Source organism: Rhizobium sp. C4, from assembly GCF_021026315.1.
In the GTDB taxonomy this organism is placed as follows: domain Bacteria; phylum Pseudomonadota; class Alphaproteobacteria; order Rhizobiales; family Rhizobiaceae; genus Ensifer_A.
This window is the reverse complement of the sequence record NZ_JAJNCX010000001.1, coordinates 659043-676944: the sequence shown is the minus strand read 5'-3', so window position 1 is coordinate 676944 and position 17902 is coordinate 659043. Positions and strand designations below refer to the sequence as shown.

Below are 17902 nucleotides of genomic sequence, written 5' to 3'. Positions count from 1 at the left end.
CTGATCGCATGGCGACCGAGCGAAATCAAGGCGGCTGTCGTGAAGTTTTTTCGAAATTACATCCGGCGCCCGGCGACGACCGCGCCGAGACCGAGAAGGGCAACGATCGCGCCATAGAGCATCCATTGCGGCTGCGCGATCATGAAGCTGGAGGCAGGATAAGGGAAGTAACCGCTCCCCTGACCGATCCAGACAAGGCCGAAAAGAACGGCGAGAATGCCGACGCCAACAACTGCAATGCGCTTCATGACAGGTCTCCGTTCAAGGGGGCGTAAAGGTCAGATCGATTTCGCCGCGCCGCCGTCGCAGCGCACCAGCGTGCCGGTGACATAGCTGGCGGGCGCGGAGCACAGGAAGGCGCCGACGCTTGCAAATTCTTCCACCGTTCCAAGCCGCCCGGCAGGGATCGACTTGACCGAAGCCTCGCGCACCTCCTCCAGCGTCTTGCCCGTCCGCTTGGCATTCGCGCCATCCAGTTCGTCGATCCGGTCGGTATGGATGCGGCCCGGCAGCAGCAGGTTTGCCGTCACGCCGGCACCCGCAATCTCTGCCGAAAGCGTCTTGTTCCAGCCGACGAGGGCCGAGCGCAGCGTGTTGGAAAGCGCCAGATTGGCAATCGGCTCGAACACACCGGAAGAGGCGACGGTCAGCACACGCCCCCAGCCACGCGCTCTCATCTGCGGCACGATGAGGTTGGTGAGCGTAATCACGCTGACCACCATCGACTGGAAATAGGTGTTGAGATTGTCAGCCGTCAGCACCTGTTCCGCCGTTCCCGGAACCGGCCCGCCCGTGTTGTTGACGAGAATGTCGACGCCGCCAAGCAGCCGCTCTGCCTCTCCCGCAATGAAGGCCGGAAATCCGGCATCGGCAATGTCGGCGGCCACAAATTGCGCCTTGCCCTTGCCTTCCGCATTGATCGCCACGCAATTGGCCGCAAGCCTGTCGGCGCTGCGCCCGCACAGCAGGACATCCGCACCCTCGCGCGCCAGCGCAACGGCAATCCCCAGCCCAAGCCCACGCGAAGACGCCAGCACCAGAGCGCGCTTGCCGGAAATTCCCAGATCCATGATGTCTCTCCTGTTGTTGGTTCGACATATAACCCCATCGAATCGATCCGCAAAGCCGCCTTTGTGTCTCTTGCATCCCAGGACAAACCGTCTTTTTTCTTGCCAACTAATTGACGTTCACGTAAACGTAATAGGATAAATCGTTTGTAATTTCGCACATGCAAGAAATGCAAAGGATTTGGCGCATCCACGCTCGACAAGGCTCAAAGCCTTTGTCAAAAAGCCTGACCAAATTTGAACGTCAGGCCGCGCGTGGGGCGAACCAGGGCATCTGCGGCTTGCTAGAGGAGAGAGCGATGAGCGGAGAGACAGAACTTCCGGAACGCGAGTCGATGGAATTCGACGTCGTGATCGTTGGCGCAGGTCCGGCCGGTCTTTCCGCCGCGATCCGCCTGAAACAGGTCAATCCGGAGCTTTCCGTCGTTGTGCTGGAAAAGGGCGCTGAAGTCGGCGCGCATATCCTGTCCGGCGCGGTCGTCGATCCGATCGGCATCGACGCGCTGCTTCCCGGCTGGCGCGAAGAGGAGGGGCATCCCTTCAAGACCGAGGTCAAGGACGACCACTTCCTGCTGCTCGGCCCTGCCGGGTCGCTGCGCCTGCCCAACATTCTCATGCCGCCGCTGATGAACAATCACGGCAACTACATCGTCTCGCTCGGCAATGTCTGCCGCTGGCTGGCGACGAAGGCTGAAGAGCTGGGCGTCGAAATCTATCCGGGCTTTGCCGCTGCCGAAGTACTCTATAACGATGCCGGCGCCGTCATCGGCGTCGCCACCGGCGACATGGGCATCGAGAAGAATGGCGAGCCGGGGCCGAATTTCGCCCGTGGCATGGCACTGCTCGGCAAGTATGTCCTGATTTCGGAAGGCGTGCGCGGCTCCATCGCCAAGCAGCTGATCGCGAAGTTCGATCTCTCCAAGGATCGCGAGCCGCAAAAATTCGGCATCGGCATCAAGGAACTCTGGGAGGTCAAGCTCGAGAACCACAAGCAGGGCCTCGTGCAGCACTCCTTCGGCTGGCCGCTCGGCATGAAGACCGGCGGCGGTTCGTTTCTCTATCATCTCGAAGACAACCTCGTCGCCGTCGGCTTCGTGGTGCATCTCAATTACAAGAACCCGTATCTCTTCCCGTTCGAAGAGTTCCAGCGCTTCAAGACGCATCCGGCGATCCGCGGCACGTTCGAAGGCGGCAAGCGCATCTCCTATGGCGCGCGCGCGATTACCGAAGGCGGCTATCAGTCCGTGCCGAAGCTCTCCTTCCCCGGCGGCGCGCTGATCGGCTGCTCGGCGGGCTTCGTCAACGTCCCGCGCATCAAGGGCAGCCATAACGCGGTGCTGTCAGGCATCCTGGCCGGCGACAAGATCGCCGCAGCCATTGCGGCAGGCCGCGCCAATGACGAGCCGGTCGAGATCGAGAACGAATGGCGCGACACAGCGATCGGCAAGGACTTGAAGCGCGTGCGCAACGTCAAGCCGCTCTGGTCCAAGTTCGGCACCGCCATCGGCGTCGCGCTGGGTGGTTTTGACATGTGGGTCAATCAGCTCACTGGCGGCTTCTCCTTCTTCGGCACGCTGAAGCATGGCAAGACGGACGCGGCCTCGCTCGAACCCGCCTCGCAGCACAAGCCGATCGACTATCCGAAGCCGGACGGCGTGCTGACCTTCGACCGCCTGTCCTCGGTGTTCCTGTCCAACACCAACCATGAGGAAGACCAGCCGGTCCATCTCAAGGTCAAGGACATGGCGCTGCAGAAGTCATCGGAACTCGGCATCTACGCCGGCCCGTCCTCGCGCTACTGTCCGGCGGGCGTCTATGAATGGGTGGAGAAGGATGGCGAGCAGACCTACGTCATCAACGCCCAGAACTGCGTCCACTGCAAGACCTGCGATATCAAGGACCCCAACCAGAACATCAACTGGGTGCCGCCGCAGGGTGGTGAGGGGCCGGTTTATCCGAATATGTGATGAGGCTCTCCTCTCCCCTTGTGGGAGAGGAGGGTGCGTTATCTACGCGTGGTCATCATCCGCGCGGTCTTTTCCATCCGCCACGACACCGCAAAGATCCCCAGACCAATCAGCCCCAGGAACATGCCGACATAGCCGGTTGCGGGATAACCGAAGCCGAGCGTGACGACGAGGCCGCCGAGCCAGGCGCCGAGCGCATTGGCGACGTTGAAGGCGGAATGCATGGAGGCGGCGGCGAGCGCCTGGCCTTCGGCTGCGACGTCCATCAGGCGCGTCTGCACGGCCGGGCCGGGCGCGAACGTGCAGCCGGTGAGGAAGACGCAGAGGCAGAGCATGTACGGGTTGGCCGCTGTCAGGCTGAACAGCAGCATGATCGCCATGTTGAAGATCAGCATGCCGCCGATCGTGCCCATGATCGAGATGTCGGCGAGCCGCGAGCCGACGATGTTTCCGACATTCATCCCCACGCCGAAGATGCCCATGATGACGGGAATCCAGGCCGGCGACATCATCGCGACTTCCAGCGCGGTCGGCGCGACATAGCTGAACACGGCAAACATGCCGCCAAAGCCGGTCGAGGCGATCAGCAGCGTCAGCCACACCTGCGGGCGCGTGAAGGCGACGAGTTCGCGCTTCATGCTGGCGCCTTCCGCCACGGTGTCGCGTGGCAGATAGATGGCGCAGAGCACAACGGTCACCAGCCCGATCACGCCGACGCCACCGAAGACGACGCGCCAGTTGAGCAGCTGGCCGAAGAAGGACATGATCGGCGTTCCGGCCAGTGTCGCAACCGTCAGACCGAGCATCATCCAGCCGACGGCGCGCGCCCGCATGTTGACGGGCACGAGCGAGGCGGAGACGAGTGCCGCAACGCCGAAATAGGCGCCATGCGGAAGGCCGGTGAGAAAGCGCAGAACGGCAAAGCTGCCGAAGGTCGGGGCAAGGGCGCTCAGGATATTGCCGAGTGCAAAGACGCCCATCAGCCCGAGAAGCAGGTTCCGCCGCGAAACCTTCGCCGCCAGCATGGCAATGATCGGGGCGCCGACGACAACGCCGAGCGCATAGGCGCTGATCACATAGCCGGCCTGCGGCGCGGTCACGTTGAAGGTCGTGGCGATATCCGGAAGCACGCCCATGACGGCAAACTCGCCCGTCCCGATACCGAACCCGCCGACGGCGAGTGCTAAAATGACGAGGGCCACTTCAAACGGGGTATAGACGCGGGGTGCGGCCTCTTCGGTCACAGGCATGCAATCGTTGCAGACGGAATCGCTCAAGTTCAAAACTCTCGGAACAACAGGGACGCGGCACGCAGCAGCGCGGCGTCAAACACGGGGGATGTGAGGTGTCGGCAATCGGACAAATTGGTTCGATTGCCTTATGGGTAACAGATGCCCGCTAGCCGGTAAAGCAATTATTGCGTCGCAACAAATTCCCGGGGCGCTCAGATCGAGCGCATGATCCCGCCATCGACGCGGAGATTCTGCCCGGTGATATAGCCGCCGCCGGACGAGGCGAGGAAGGCGACGGTCGCGGCAATTTCCTCCATCGAGCCGTAGCGGCCCATGGGGATCTTCTCGCGCCGTTCGTCCTTCTCCGGCAGGCTGTCGATATAGCCGGGCAGGATATTGTTCATGCGGATATTGTCGCCCGCGTATTTGTCGGCAAAGAGCTTGGTGAAGGCGGCGAGCCCTGCGCGGAAGACGCCGGAGGTCGGGAATTGTGCATCTGGTTCGAAGGCCCAGGCGGTGGAAATGTTGATGATCGCGCCGCGACCCTGCTTCTGCATATGCGGCGTGACGAGCCGCGTCGGACGGATCACGTTCAGCAGGTAGTAGTCCATGCCGAGATGCCAGTCCTCGTCCGAAATATCGAGAACCGGCCCCTTCGGCCCGTGGCCGGCGCTGTTGACGAGCACATCGACGCGCCCGAAGCGCTCGAGCGACAGATCGACGAAACGCTTGATGTCATCGGTGGACAGGTTGGAGCCGGTGACGCCGAGCCCGCCCAGTTCGGCGGCCAGCGCCTCGCCCTTGCCGGAGGAGGAGAGGATCGCGACCTTGTAGCCGTCGGCCGCCAGCTTGCGGGCTGCCGCAGCACCCATGCCGCTTCCGCCTGCCGTAATCAGCGCCACTTTCAGATCGGTCATCGTTCCACTCCTGCTTAAAAGTCTCCCAAATCTATAGTGGTCGCGCGCTGACTTGGGAACCTTTGCGGCGTTCGGACGTTAAAAAACCGGCCCCCTTGCGGAAGCCGGTTTTGGAGTACCGAGTTTTGGTTTGCCTCAGCCGCCGAAGAGGGAGGCGAGGAAGTTCTTCTTGCCGCCGGTCGGGGCGTCGTTGCCGAGGCTTTCGACGACCACGATCGTGTGGAGGTCGCCGCGCTTGTAGTACTTCAGGAAGCTGTAATAGTCCTTGAAGGCGATGCAGCCGGCGGAGTCGCCCGGGCGGCGGCGCAGATAAGAGTGTGTCAGGATGCCGTCGCGGCCATACATGCGCGTACGGTCCTGCGGCGTCATGCGCAGTGCCGGAACGCCATGGAACGGCGTTTCGCGCATCGAGAGCTTGTACGTATTGGGCGGGGTCGGACCCTTGCCCCTCATCGTCTTGTATTTCGGATTGTCGCGGAACTGGCCGAGACCGGAATGCGCTTCGAACTTCGTGCCGTCCGGCATGTAGACCGTCTTGGCCGTGATATCGTAGATGGCAACGCCAGCCTGCATCTTCGGCGCAACCGCCTTGCGCGGCAGGCCGATGTCTTCGTTGTCGGTCTTCGTGTTGGCGTAGGCGAGAACCTGCTTGGGCGCTTCGTTCTTGGCAGCAACCGGCGGCGCCGGCGGCTTCGGCCAGCCTTCGGGGCGGGCCATCGGCAGCGGCGCGTCGAAGTCGGGTTCCTGCATCACCACCTTGAAGCGGCTTTCGGCGCTGTCGGGCGTAACCAGGCTTGCCACCTGCTGGTCGGCTTGCGGCTTCTGCGGAATGGAAGCGGTGGCGACGGCCGGCTCGGCCTCGATCTGCGGTGCGGCTGTTGGCGTCGGAACGCTGGCAAGACGCAGCATGTTCTGCATGTCGGCCTGTGCAAAGACTTCCGCCTTCTTCGGCAGAACCGGCACATCGACCGAGGCCACGGCTTCGCGCGGCGGAACGGTAAAGGACTTGGCAGCGTGGGTCACGACCGCATCGGCAACAAACGGATAGAGTCGCGAAGACTTCTCGGCACGGATATTGCGCGCTTCGTACTGCTCCTTGGTCGGAGGCAGCGGATCGGTCAGCGTGAGCCTGATCTTGCTCGTTTCAGCAGGCGCATGGTGCGTAGATGTAACGGTGGCGAGTGCGATCAACAGCGCTGTCGCGCCCGTTGCTGCAATAGCCGCTCCCTGGGACATGCTCAATCCGGTAGCCTTCGTCGCTTTCGCCTTGTGCGGACGGGCTTGCGCCCCGAACCTGCCGGCGATATCTGCCACATTTGCCATTAAACTCGGCTCCACTCGTTACGCAGACCCGCATTGAGGCGCAAAAAGCCTCGCGGGGAACTGATGAGCCCAGTGTGACAAACTATGGTAACCAAATGGTTTACGAGGCCTTCTGAATTGTAACTACGCCTTAAAGCAACGCCTAAAGATAGGACGTTATTGGCCTTTTTACGGCATGAGTCAACAGAAGTGGCCGTTCGGGATCCTGTGTGGTTACCTGCTCCGGGTCGAATTACCAAAATGCAAAAACCGCGCCGGGGTGTCCGACGCGGTCAGGAATATGCGAGAGCTTGCTTGCGCGAAGCATTCTGTCCCTTTTCGGGCTTCTTCTTCTTGTCATAAACTGCAGAGGCGATCACGCCGCGATCCGATCTACTTCGGATTAATGCATGGTCATCCATTCGCGGGCTTCGCGGAGCGCCTGGGCGAGCTGCATCTTCGTCATGGCGTTCGACAGATCGGCGCGCAGCGAAGCGGCGCGGTCGGAGCCCTTGATGGCGGCAATGTTCAGCCACTTGTGGGCGGCGACGAGGTCGACGGCGCAACCGCGGCCGGCCGCATACATCAGACCCATTTCGCAGAAGACGTCCGCGCGGGTTTCGCCACCCATTGAGGAAGTCTCGTTCATTTCAAATCGTGCCATTGTCTTAATCCCTGTGCCTGGTTTCTTTTTGTTTTATGCGATCCCTGTTTTCCCTTTCGGGCCACCTTGCTGGCCCCGCCCATCTTGTTGCGGACTGGGGCCTGCCTGGTGCATCTGGCCGGGTTGTTTCCCGTGCTCGTCTTGTGGCTTCACTATCCCACGAGCCCTTCAACAGGCGCTTAAAAGGCATCCTTAATTGGACGAAAACAAAGTTCAAATGATTGGTAAACTTGGCTTTTTGTTAAACATCAGAAGCCTTGCGATGCCGGGCTTTTGGCGCAAATTTTACGAATTATTCAATCGGCGATTTCAACGAAACGCTAACCAAGCGAAACGAAGGCCTTTTCAGAGTTCCCGGCAAGGACCGCGAAAACGCCGCAAAAATCCCATTTACCTTTACGTGCGCGGAAGATATTGTTCGTCTGTCGCCACGGCCTGAGGGGCTTGGCAGGCAGTGGTTTTCATAGGAGCATGGCGGATGCCAGCCTGTCAGAGGATGCAGGCATGGCGATGGCGCCCTGGAGGAGGTCTCTGAATGATGAAGTTGGTTTCTGCAGCGATTGTAATTTCGGCTTTTGCCGCGCCGGTCTTTGCGGCCGAGGCGATCGAAGGCACCTGGAAGCGTCCGAACGGCACGCTGATCCAGTATTCCGGTACCGGCGACAAATATTGCGGCACCGTGCTGAACAACGAATACAAGGGCAAGTCCATCGGCTGCATGTCCGGCAAGGGCGGCGACTACAAGGGCACCGTCAACAAGCTGGACGAAGGCAAGACCTATTCGGGCAAGGCCCATGTCGAGGGCGGCACGCTGACGCTTTCCGGCTGCGCGCTCGGCGGACTGATCTGCAAGAGCGAGAAGCTCACCAAGCAGTAAGCATCCCTCCCTTGGTGGTCATGACCGGGCCCGGCAGCAATGCCGGGCCTTTCCTTTGTCCTCGAGGACCCGTTCATCATTCTGAATGCCGGCTGAATGCGGGCCTCAGGACCCGTTCAGTCCCGATGCGCTAGAACCGTTTCACACGATGAGAGTGGATCGGGGAGTTGCGTAACATGGACAAGCAGGTTCGGCGGATGATGATCATAGCATTGGTCGGAGTGGTCTTTGGCCTGTCGACCTCGGCGGTCGTCACCTCGACGTCCGGCTCCAACCTTCGCTTCTATCATGGCCCGGAAGTCGCCTGCGTCCTGACAAACGATCCGATCTGCGGGTCGCCGCGGTAAACGTCGATGCGAGCCGCAATCTCTGTCGATTGCTTGTTACACTGTTCAGTCTATAATGGGACATGGACAAGCGAATCTTCCCCACCCGACCCCTTCCGTTCATTTCCCCAGACCCGTACGAGCCGCAGGTTTTCGATGACGCCACGGCAGCCGTCGATGCCCTGAAAGTGCTCTACGAGCGCAACACGGCATTCCTCAGCGACGCCTTCAAGGCGATCGCCACCGGCGTGACGCCCGGGGCGCGCTTCCGGGCCTACTATCCGCAGGTCTCCATCGAGACCTCCAGCTTCGGCCATGTCGACTCGCGCCTTTCCTATGGCCATGTCACGGCACCCGGCGTCTATACGACGACCATCACCCACCCGGAACTCTTCCGCCATTATCTGAAGACACAGCTCGAACTTCTGATGAAGAACCACGGCGTGCCCGTCGTTGTGTCGGAATCGGCGACGCCCATCCCGCTGCACTTTGCCTTCGGCGAGGGCGCGCATGTCGAGGCGAATTTTGTCGATGGCGCGGAAGTGCAGCTGCGCGACCTGTTCGACACGCCGGACCTCAACACGACAGACGACGAGATCGCCAATGGCGAATACGAGCCGGCGCCCGGCGAGCCGAGCCCGCTGGCACCCTTTACCGCCCAGCGCATCGACTATTCGCTTGCCCGCCTGAGCCACTACACCGCGACCAGCGCGACGCATTTTCAGAACTTCGTCCTCTTCACGAACTACCAGTTCTATATCGACGAATTCTGCAAATGGGCGCGCGAGCAGATGGCCGCCGGCGGCAATGGCTACAGCGCTTTTGTCGAACCGGGCAACATGATCACCTATCCGGGCGAGACCGAGCCCAGCGAAGGCGGCGCGCCGCGTCTGCCGCAAATGCCGGCCTATCACCTGAAGAAGAAGGGCCATGCCGGCATCACCATGGTGAACATTGGCGTCGGCCCGTCCAACGCCAAGACGATCACCGACCATATCGCCGTCCTGCGCCCGCATGCCTGGCTGATGCTGGGCCACTGCGCCGGCCTGCGCAATTCGCAGCGCCTCGGCGACTATGTTCTGGCGCATGCCTATATGCGCGAAGACCATGTGCTGGACGACGACCTGCCGGTCTGGGTTCCGATCCCGGCGCTCTCCGAAGTGCAGGTTGCTCTCGAAGAGGCGGTCGAGGAAGTCACCGGCTACAATGGCTATGAGCTGAAGCGCATCATGCGCACCGGCACCGTCGCCACCATCGACAACCGCAACTGGGAACTGCGCGACCAGCGCGGCCCGGTGAAGCGGCTGAGCCAGGCGCGCGCCATCGCGCTCGACATGGAATCGGCCACCATCGCCGCCAACGGCTTCCGCTTCCGCGTACCGTATGGGACGCTGCTCTGCATCTCCGACAAGCCGCTGCATGGCGAGCTGAAACTGCCCGGCATGGCGACGGCCTTCTATCGCACGCAGGTCAACCAGCATCTCCAGATCGGCATCCGCGCCGTCCAGAAGATGGCCGAAATGCCATCGGAAAAGCTTCATTCGCGCAAGCTCAGAAGCTTCTTCGAAACGGCGTTCCAGTGAGTTGAGCGACGGGCAGGGGATGTCACGATGGAGCTTGCCGCCCTTGGCAACCGCATCTGCATCCTCGGTCCGTCCAACAGCGGCAAGTCGACGCTTGCCGATGCGATTGCCCGAAAACGCGGCCTGACGCCAATCCATCTCGATCAGCTCTATCATCTGCCCGGCACCGACTGGGTGCCGCGCCCGCGCGAGGACTTCGTCGCGCTCCACGATCAGGCGCTCACCGGCGAGCGTTGGGTGATCGATGGCAATTATTCGGTCTGCATGCCGCAGCGCTTCGCACGGGTCACCGGCGTCATCCTCCTCGAGATCCCCACCGCACTCAGCCTGTTTCGCTATGTCCGCCGCACGCTCTTCCAGAAGAACCGCATCGGAAGCCTGCACGGCGGGGAGGACAGCATCAAATGGATGATGATCCGTCACATCACGGTGGTGACGCCGAGGAATCGCGAGCGAAACCACAAGACCTTCGCCGATATCGCCCTGCCGAAGATCTGTCTGCAGTCGGCCGCGGCAATCGACGCGGCGTATGAGGCCTGGGGCCTTGAGCGATAGGCGGTAGCAAGAAAGCCGGCGCTCCTTTTCCTGCAATGATTTTCGATTTGAGCCGAATATCCCGGGCCGCCTGTCCGTCTTGATAGCAGATGTCCCGTTCGCGAGGTTACTTTCGGGAGCAAAGACATCGGCCTCCAGAGGTTGCAGTGCCGGTCGCTTGTTCTACGGCTTGTGCTGAAACCGATGTTGGTCAATTCTGACACTGCTCTTGAAACAGCATGCCCGCATCGTGCCCTGGCCTGACAGGGAAGGGCGCCTGCATGCGAACAAAGATGGGAACCCCGGCATGTATCGCTCAATGGTGACAGGCAGATATTCTTCCATGCTCCTCGCCCTGGGCGTCTTCTGGGCTGCCCATTCCACCGCGCAAGCCGCCGCCGACTGCCAGCCGGTCTTCGATGCCTATGAAGCGCAGTTTAAGGCGCCCGCCATGAAGAAGACGATAAAGACGCAGGGCATGAAGGATCTGGTCGAGTTCATCCTGACCCAGGACGCGATGTATAGCCGCGTCGGCGCAGCGGATCCATGGTCCAAAATGCCCGTGAGTGCCCAGGTTCGCGCGTTGATGAAACAGAAGATGCCATCGCCCAAGACGGTCACCGATTGCCGCAAGATCGGGGCTCAACAGCTCGATGGCGTCGCGGTGACGGCTTACGAAATCTCGCCCAACGCGGCGTCCGGCAATGTTCCCGGAGAGAAGAAGACCGTTTTCATCGACGACAAGAGCGGTCTGCCGATCGCCGAGACCATGCTGAAGGCGGGCACGGAAATGAAGATCGTCTACGAGGGCGTCGCCGCTCCGATCCCGTGAGTGGGGCTGACCGGAATTCAGGCCAGCCGGATCTCCCGGGCGCGAAGGCGCTGATGCCGTTTCATGCGCTGACGTTGGCGCTGGTGATGCCGCCGCTCGCGGGGCTGCTTCTCCTGGTGTCCTTCGGTGCCTGGCCGATTGGCGCGCCGCTGGTCTTCAGCATTCTGGCGCCTGCCTATGTGATCGGTGCCGCACCGGCGTTTGTCGCGGGGCGGCTTGATGTCAGGCTCGCCTCTCGCGGGTGGCGGGCAGGCAGCCGGCTGGCGAGCCTTGCAGCCCTGGCCTTCGTGTTCGGCGCGATGCTCCTCGTGCCATTCTATGTGTCCGGCCGGATACACGGTGCGGAGCCGCTACTCATGCCGTTTGCTCTCGGCCTGTCTGCAGGTCTCGCGCTCGGGTTCAACATGGTCCTCACGCGCCTCTTTTTCCCGCAGGGCAAGTTGCCGTCTGAAAGGAACGAAATGCCATGAAACTTGAAACGAAGCATAGTCTGTCCGCCTGCCTCATCGCCGCGCTGTCCGCCCTGATGATGGTAGAGCCGGCAAAGGCCGCCATGCACGGAACCGGGATCTCGCAATCCCGCCGTGAGTATCAATCGCATCCGCTTGCGACGCCTGTTGCGGAACGGTCCCGTGCGCACAATGTCTCCAAGGGCGACCCCGAGCGTAAGGCCATTCTCGACGCCGTGCGCGAGGCCAATGCCGATCTCAATGATCGTGTGCCCATTGTCTTCGTCGTCGAGGTCCTGCGCAGTGACGGTCACATGGCCTATTTTCGCGGCAAGGTCCGCAACAAATCCGATGGCCGTCCGGTCGCCGCCGAAATTTGGGGCCAGTGCGAGCAGGACCCGGATACGGCTCTGCTGGAGGCGCTGCTTGAAAAACGGAACGGCCGCTGGAAAGCGGTCCAGGCCAACCGCTGCGCCGATGATGTCTTCATGACCGAAGAGGACCGTTCGCGATATCGCGCGCTTTTGACGGATCAATAGATGATGGCGCGGCCCCTCAGTCGTCGCCCGATGCGAGTCGGCTGAGAAAGCGCGAAAGAAGCGCATCCAGAGCCACGCGCTCGTCCGGGGACAGCGGACCGACGATCCGGTGCTGGTTCTCCACATGCGCCGCAACCGCTTCATCGATCACCTTGAGCCCCGCCGGCGTCAACGCCACCAGCATGCTGCGGCGGTCGTCGGGATTGGGCTCGCGCGAGACGAGGCCGGCCTTTTCCAGCTGGTCGATCCGGTTCGTCACCGTGCCGGAGGTGATCATCATGCTGTCCATCAGGGCGCCGGGCGAAAGCGTGTAGGGCGCACCGTGCCGCCGCAAGGTCGCCAGCACATCGAAGCCGGAATAGTTCAGGCCGAAGCGGGCGAAGACCTTTTCCTGTTCGCGGAAAAGCGTCTCGCGCAAGCGTCCGATCCTGCCGATCAGCCCCATGGGCCCGACATCCAGATCCGGTCGCTCCCGGTTCCATTGCTTGACGATCCTGTCGACATCGTCGGGCGTGTTTTCATGCGCATCGCTCATGGCAAAACGTCACCATGAATTTATCTTGACGTCAAGATTTATCCATTTATCTTGAGGTCAAGATAAATGGAGGCTCCCATGCCCGCCGTCGCCCTTTCCGATATCCTGCTGACCGCGCTAGCACCTCTCATCTGGGGCAGCACCTATATCGTCACGACAACCTTCCTGCCGGGGCTCGATCCGCTCCTCGTCTCGGCGCTGCGGGCACTGCCGGCCGGCATCCTGCTGCTGGCGCTGACGCGGCAATTGCCGACAGGCATCTGGTGGCTCCGGGCCTTCATCCTCGGCGCGCTCAACTTCTCATTCTTCTGGTGGATGCTCTTCGTGACGGCCTATCGCCTGCCGGGCGGCGTGGCGGCGACCGTCGGGGCGGTCCAGCCCTTCATCATCGTCTTCCTCGCCCGCGCGCTGGTCGGCACGCCGATCCGCACCGTCTCCGTGCTCGCAGCCCTGGGCGGCGCTCTCGGCGTGGCGATCCTGATTCTCAAGCCGGGAGCCGCACTCGATCCGGTCGGTGTCGCGGCTGGCCTCTTCGGCGCTCTCTCCATGGCCTTCGGCACCGTGCTGACGCGCCGCTGGCAGCCGCCGGTTCCGCTGCTCACCTTCACCGCATGGCAATTGAGCGCCGGCGGCATTCTTCTGCTGCCAGTCGTCTTCCTGCATGTCCATGATCTGCTGGCGCTGAATGCGACCAATCTCGCGGCGGTCGCCTATCTGAGCTTCATCGGCGCGGGGCTGACCTATGCGCTCTGGTTCCGCGGGATCGCGAAGCTCGATCCCAACCGCGTCTCGCAACTGGCCTTCCTGAGCCCCGTTGCCGCCGTCACGCTCGGCCTGATCTTCCGCAACGAAATGCTGACGCCCTACCAATGGGCCGGCATGGCGCTGATCTTTGCCAGCATCCTGCTCGGTCAGCGGGGAGGGCGCGCCCCGGTCAAGACTGCGCCCTCAGCCTGAAACGGTGGTTAGCCTTCCTGCAAAACGATGACCTTCGTGCCGGTCGGCACGCTTATTAGTCTTTTTTCTCGAGCGTTGTGCGACGACCGAACGGAACGACATTGCGGTGGACTGAGCTTGGTTTTTGTCTTGTGGGCTCGTGGTTGCTTGAGGAACGGGCTTCCAGCTTTCCGTCATTTCGAGTCAAGCTCTTTTCCGGCTTCACCTGCGTTGCTGGAAATTCTTCCTTTTCTGCCTGACTTCTATCTGTCCGATCTACCGCATCCCCCAACGTGGCGGCGGCAATATCAACGTTTTTGTTACGCGGGTTCACATATCCATATTTTTTGTGGAAGATGAGTTCAAGACTGTAAACCGGCGCAACGGTTGGCGCTGCGGAGACGCCTCCGTCGAGGTGCTGAACGAGATAAGAAAATTCTCCATCCGCTATCGAAAACATGCTTTCGTGTGGAATAATGTAGCCGTTCTGCAGGTTCGCAACGTCAACGAAGGCAAGAGCAGCAAAGTAGCGTTCTAACCAAGGAATCGGCGCGGGCGGAACAAAGATTTCTCGTCCAACGTAATCTGCGGCACCTCTTGTCAGCACCGCAATTGAGTCATCGCGGTGTTTGGGCGTACCCGTCGCGCGACAAATAAGTGGTTGCACGGTAAGGGGAAGAAGCTGTCCATCGGCCAATATCGTTGAAAATTTTCCAGCCTCGTGAAGTGAATCACTCTGCGTCCAGTGGATGGCGCTTCCGGGATGAAGATGTTGGAAATGTGTGGCAATTTGAGCGAGAAGCCCTGCGCGTTGTTGGAAGTCGCGCAGCGAATGACCGGGCTTCCCCACATTTATCTTGGTCAGAAATTCAGCTATCTCGGGTTTGTCGGATACGATGCCGTGCAAACCGTGGAAAACATCGATCACCATGTGGCTACGATGTCGCTGCACGCGCGCTTCCAATTGGTGGGATAGCTCAAAGTTCCACACGGACTTCAAAGCATTTCCAAACTTGGACATATCGGCCTGATGTGGTGAGTAACTCACCAATACGGACAGATCATTCGGCCCCATCATCATTGATGGATTTGCAATCCGGAATGGCTGGCCCATTTTCTGTGCTGTATCGCAATATGAGCGCAACATCGCTGAAGCGGATATGTCATTCCCTCCGTCATAGAGAATGACAGCCTGCAGTCTGTTCGTAAATTTGCCCGTCATGCCTAGCGCCACAGATACACTCATTAATTGTGTTTTGACTGTGGCACCTAAACATAACGTTAAGCGGTGCAGTTCTGGAGCGGCATCGACGCAAGAGGGTTAATTCAAGCCTGCAAAACGATGACCTTCGTACCGGTCGGGACGCGGTCGTAAAGGTCGATGACGTCATAGTTCAGCATGCGGATGCAGCCGGACGACATGGCGTAACCGATCGATTCCGGCTGGTTCGTGCCGTGGATGCGGAAATGCAGGTCGTTGCCGCCGCGATAGAGATAGAGCGCGCGGGCGCCGAGCGGATTGTTCGGGCCGCCCGTCATGCCGCCCGCAAGCTTGGCATATTTGCCCGGATCGCGCTTGATCATGTTGGCGGTCGGTGTCCAGCTCGGCCATTCGGCCTTGCGGCCCACATAGGCGTTGCCGCGCAGCTGCAGGCCTTCGCGGCCGACGCTGACGGCGTAGCGGATCGCCTTGTTGTTGCCGAGGATGTAGTAGAGCCGGCGGGCCGGCGTATCGACGATCACCGTGCCGGGCTTCTCGCTCGAGGGATAGTCGACTTCCGTGCGGCGCAGTTCCGGCTTGATCTTGTCGAGCGGCATGCCCGGCAGCGGATGCTCTTCCTGCGGCTTCGGACCATAATTCGCAGCCTGCTGCGAATATTGCGTGGTGCAGCCGGCAAGAGCTGCAGAAAGGCCGAGGAGAAGGCTGCGACGGGTAATCGGCATGAAGGTTCCTTCGGGGGGAAGTGAGGGGATTCGATGCCGCAGAATTACCTTAATTATGGTAAACCGAAGGTTAACGGCGGGCCTTTTGAGCCCGCCATGAAGCCCTTAGCCGAGCCGCCTCAACACCTTCGGCAGCGCCTCCTCGAAGAGGGCGAGATCGGCTTCCGGCCCGACGCTGACGCGGATGCAGCGGTTGAGCGGCGCCACGCCCGGCAGGCGGATGAACACGCCTTCTTCCATCAGTCCATCGACGATGGCGCGGGAATACGGCCCGTCGCGGCCGGTGTCGATGGCGACGAAATTCGTGGCCGACGGCAGCGGCGACAGCTGGTTGGCGCGGGCAATGTCGGCGATGCGTTCACGGGCCGCCTTGATGCGGGCGAGCGTCTCTTCGAGATAGGCGTGATCGTCCAGAGCCGCGAGCGCCGCCGCAATGGCAATCCGGTTCATGCCGAAATGGTTGCGGATCTTGTCGAACGCGTTGGCATTCTCCGGCGTCGAGATCGCATAGCCGACGCGCGAGCCCGCCATGCCATAGGCCTTGGAGAATGTGCGGGTGCGGATGACGTTCGGCAGGTCGATGAGGCTTGCGATCGACGGGATCACGCCGGCGGGGGCCGTTTCGCCATAGGCCTCGTCCAGGATGAGAAGCGTGGTTTCCGGCAGCGCCTTGGCGAATGCGACGATGTCCTCCGCCTTGTGCCAGCTGCCCATCGGATTGTCGGGATTGGCCACATAGACGAGCGGCGCGTTCTCGCGCTTGACGGCATCGAGCAGCCCGCCCAGATCCTCCTGGTCGTCCTTGTAGGGCACCGTCACCAGCCGCCCGCCGAAGCCGGCGACCTGGAAATTGAAGGTCGGATAGCCGCCGAGCGAAGTGACGACCGGCGTATCCGGCAGAACGATCATGCGGACGATGAGGCCCAGCAGTTCGTCGATCCCGCCGCCGACATTGATGTTGTTGGCCGTGATGCCGAGATGCGCGGCCAGCGCAACGCGCAGATCGTAGTTTTCCGGATCGGCATATTGCCACGTCTCGCGCGCGGCCTGTTCCATCGCGATGATCGCTTTGGGCGAGGGGCCGAAGCCGTTTTCGTTCGCGCCGATGCGTGCCTTCACCTTCAGTCCGCGGCTGCGTTCGATCGCCTCGGGACCGATGAAGGGAATGGTGGTGGGCAGTGACTGGATGAGTGGCGTGAAGCGGCCGAAACTGGACATGCGATAAAGAAGCTCCCTGAAGGCGTCGCGCTACAATAGGGAGAAAAGCCATGTCGGCAAGGGCTACTTGCCCTTGAAATAATCGGCGCGGATCATCTTGTGAATAAGGTGTTCGTCGATCTGGGCGATGAACTTGACGCCCACCTTACGGTCCTTGCGATAGATCTCCGCACAGCCGATGCGGTTGGGAAAGCCCTCGATCATCAGGTAGTAGTGCTTGGGCAGGCCGATGCAATGGCTGAGTTCCAGACCGGCCCCGGCGATCGAAATGTCCACCACCTTTGCCTGCCGCTCATAGAGCCCGGTCAGCCCGCGACCGATCGTGATGATCCGGGCGTTCTGCCTGACCTTGTAATGCTCGAATGCCCGATCATAGACGCCGGATTGGACGTCGGACATGTAGGTGGATTTGTCGAGCATCGTGGGGGCCTGTCTTTCGGTTGCCCCCACTCTGGCGCAGATCCCTTCCATTCGATTGAAGGAAATCGTTAAGACTTGAGCGATCGCCCAAACATTTGACGGCTCAGTTGCTGGCCTCGAACTCGGCGCTGCGGCGCAGGATCAGATCGATGAAATCATCCGCCAGCAGCATGTTGAACTTCAGCGACACGGTCTCCAGCGTCCGCTTGACCAGCGTGCAGCCGATCTCGTCGTGAAGGCCGTTGATGATGATGAAGAAATGGCTCGGCACCATCAGGTCGGGTTCGACCTTCAGCTTGGCGCCGCTCACCGACACATCCATCATCAGGCACAGCGCTTCGCTGGACTTGAAGTGATGGCCGATCATAATGAGCCGCGTCGGCAGGTTGACCGGAAATCGTTCGTAGTCGAACTCGGCTCCCGGCCGGTGCGGTTCAGTCCCGATAAAATGCAGGCCCATGTCTGGCCTCCATGACGACTGTTTAACCTGGTTCTCACAATAGCTGAACACCTGTCGCCGGAAGCTTAATGCGTTCCGTCAAGTTTTAGACGTTTCCAGA

The 17902-nt window shown here is 60.9% G+C and carries 21 protein-coding genes; 9 read left to right on the top strand and 12 right to left on the bottom strand.

Annotated elements, in window-relative coordinates; translation table 11 throughout:
* Positions 1 to 56: 56 nt before the first annotated feature.
* Together LQK84_RS03410 and LQK84_RS03405 are read right to left on the bottom strand one after the other, a co-directional pair.
* Positions 57 to 248: a hypothetical protein gene (locus LQK84_RS03410; protein WP_230827210.1), complete on the bottom strand. Its 192-nt coding sequence runs from the start codon at positions 246 to 248 to the stop codon at positions 57 to 59.
* Positions 249 to 278: 30 nt separating this feature from the next.
* Positions 279 to 1070, bottom strand: coding sequence for an SDR family oxidoreductase (locus LQK84_RS03405; RefSeq protein ID WP_230827209.1), 792 nt, complete (start codon positions 1068 to 1070; stop codon positions 279 to 281).
* 296 nt (positions 1071 to 1366) lie between these two features.
* Between LQK84_RS03405 and LQK84_RS03400 the strand changes: the two genes are divergently transcribed.
* A complete protein-coding gene (locus LQK84_RS03400; protein WP_230827208.1) occupies positions 1367 to 3034 on the top strand; it encodes an electron transfer flavoprotein-ubiquinone oxidoreductase in 1668 nt (555 codons plus the stop codon).
* Positions 3035 to 3072: 38 nt separating this feature from the next.
* On the opposite strand, the gene LQK84_RS03395 is transcribed toward LQK84_RS03400, so the two are convergent.
* The 4 genes from LQK84_RS03395 to LQK84_RS03380 all read right to left on the bottom strand — a co-directional run bounded on the left by LQK84_RS03395 (position 3073) and on the right by LQK84_RS03380 (position 7149).
* On the bottom strand, positions 3073 to 4284 hold the full coding sequence (locus LQK84_RS03395) for an MFS transporter (RefSeq protein ID WP_230827288.1): 1212 nt from the start codon (positions 4282 to 4284) through the stop codon (positions 3073 to 3075).
* Positions 4285 to 4478: 194 nt separating this feature from the next.
* Complete coding sequence (locus tag LQK84_RS03390) at positions 4479 to 5183, bottom strand: SDR family oxidoreductase (protein WP_230827207.1); 705 nt, start codon at positions 5181 to 5183, stop codon at positions 4479 to 4481.
* Positions 5184 to 5318: 135 nt separating this feature from the next.
* Positions 5319 to 6506, bottom strand: a complete 1188-nt coding sequence (locus tag LQK84_RS03385; RefSeq protein WP_230827206.1) for a DUF2778 domain-containing protein — start codon at positions 6504 to 6506, stop codon at positions 5319 to 5321.
* 382 nt (positions 6507 to 6888) lie between these two features.
* A complete protein-coding gene (locus LQK84_RS03380) occupies positions 6889 to 7149 on the bottom strand; it encodes a sel1 repeat family protein (RefSeq protein WP_230827205.1) in 261 nt (86 codons plus the stop codon).
* Between the two features lie 535 nt (positions 7150 to 7684).
* On the opposite strand from LQK84_RS03380, the gene LQK84_RS03375 reads away from it, so the two are divergent.
* From LQK84_RS03375 to LQK84_RS03345, 7 genes are all read left to right on the top strand, one after another.
* Positions 7685 to 8026: a DUF2147 domain-containing protein gene (locus tag LQK84_RS03375; RefSeq protein ID WP_230827204.1), complete on the top strand. Its 342-nt coding sequence runs from the start codon at positions 7685 to 7687 to the stop codon at positions 8024 to 8026.
* 176 nt (positions 8027 to 8202) lie between these two features.
* Entirely contained in the window at positions 8203 to 8373 is a 171-nt protein-coding gene (locus LQK84_RS03370; RefSeq protein ID WP_230827203.1) for a hypothetical protein, read from the top strand.
* A gap of 62 nt (positions 8374 to 8435) precedes the next feature.
* The gene (locus tag LQK84_RS03365; protein ID WP_230827202.1) at positions 8436 to 9935 is read left to right on the top strand and encodes an AMP nucleosidase; all 1500 of its coding nucleotides are present in this window, start codon (positions 8436 to 8438) and stop codon (positions 9933 to 9935) included.
* 27 nt (positions 9936 to 9962) lie between these two features.
* On the top strand, positions 9963 to 10490 hold the full coding sequence (locus LQK84_RS03360; RefSeq protein WP_230827201.1) for an AAA family ATPase: 528 nt from the start codon (positions 9963 to 9965) through the stop codon (positions 10488 to 10490).
* A gap of 322 nt (positions 10491 to 10812) precedes the next feature.
* On the top strand, positions 10813 to 11301 hold the full coding sequence (locus tag LQK84_RS03355) for a hypothetical protein (protein ID WP_230827200.1): 489 nt from the start codon (positions 10813 to 10815) through the stop codon (positions 11299 to 11301).
* A 53-nt stretch (positions 11302 to 11354) separates the two neighbouring features.
* On the top strand, positions 11355 to 11771 hold the full coding sequence (locus LQK84_RS03350) for a hypothetical protein (protein WP_230827199.1): 417 nt from the start codon (positions 11355 to 11357) through the stop codon (positions 11769 to 11771).
* Entirely contained in the window at positions 11768 to 12289 is a 522-nt protein-coding gene (locus LQK84_RS03345; RefSeq protein WP_230827198.1) for a hypothetical protein, read from the top strand. Before LQK84_RS03350 ends, LQK84_RS03345 begins: the two co-directional genes overlap by 4 nt.
* Before the next feature lie 16 nt (positions 12290 to 12305).
* Here the strand turns inward: LQK84_RS03345 and LQK84_RS03340 are convergent, their stop codons facing one another.
* Positions 12306 to 12824, bottom strand: coding sequence for a MarR family winged helix-turn-helix transcriptional regulator (locus LQK84_RS03340; RefSeq protein ID WP_230827197.1), 519 nt, complete (start codon positions 12822 to 12824; stop codon positions 12306 to 12308).
* A gap of 78 nt (positions 12825 to 12902) precedes the next feature.
* Here LQK84_RS03340 and LQK84_RS03335 point away from each other — a divergent pair, with 78 nt between their 5' ends.
* Positions 12903 to 13781, top strand: coding sequence for an EamA family transporter (locus tag LQK84_RS03335; RefSeq protein WP_230827196.1), 879 nt, complete (start codon positions 12903 to 12905; stop codon positions 13779 to 13781).
* A 55-nt stretch (positions 13782 to 13836) separates the two neighbouring features.
* Here LQK84_RS03335 and LQK84_RS03330 read toward each other — a convergent pair whose 3' ends face one another.
* The 5 genes from LQK84_RS03330 to LQK84_RS03310 all read right to left on the bottom strand — a co-directional run bounded on the left by LQK84_RS03330 (position 13837) and on the right by LQK84_RS03310 (position 17802).
* Complete coding sequence (locus LQK84_RS03330) at positions 13837 to 14982, bottom strand: hypothetical protein (RefSeq protein ID WP_230827195.1); 1146 nt, start codon at positions 14980 to 14982, stop codon at positions 13837 to 13839.
* Between the two features lie 104 nt (positions 14983 to 15086).
* Positions 15087 to 15704 carry a L,D-transpeptidase gene (locus LQK84_RS03325; protein WP_230827194.1) on the bottom strand — a complete coding sequence of 206 codons (618 nt, stop codon included), beginning with the start codon at positions 15702 to 15704 and terminating at the stop codon, positions 15087 to 15089.
* Positions 15705 to 15809: 105 nt separating this feature from the next.
* Positions 15810 to 16922: a pyridoxal phosphate-dependent aminotransferase gene (locus LQK84_RS03320; RefSeq protein WP_230827193.1), complete on the bottom strand. Its 1113-nt coding sequence runs from the start codon at positions 16920 to 16922 to the stop codon at positions 15810 to 15812.
* A 63-nt stretch (positions 16923 to 16985) separates the two neighbouring features.
* A complete protein-coding gene (locus LQK84_RS03315) occupies positions 16986 to 17342 on the bottom strand; it encodes a PilZ domain-containing protein (RefSeq protein WP_230827192.1) in 357 nt (118 codons plus the stop codon).
* Positions 17343 to 17445: 103 nt separating this feature from the next.
* Positions 17446 to 17802, bottom strand: a complete 357-nt coding sequence (locus tag LQK84_RS03310; protein ID WP_230827191.1) for a PilZ domain-containing protein — start codon at positions 17800 to 17802, stop codon at positions 17446 to 17448.
* Positions 17803 to 17902: the final 100 nt, after the last annotated feature.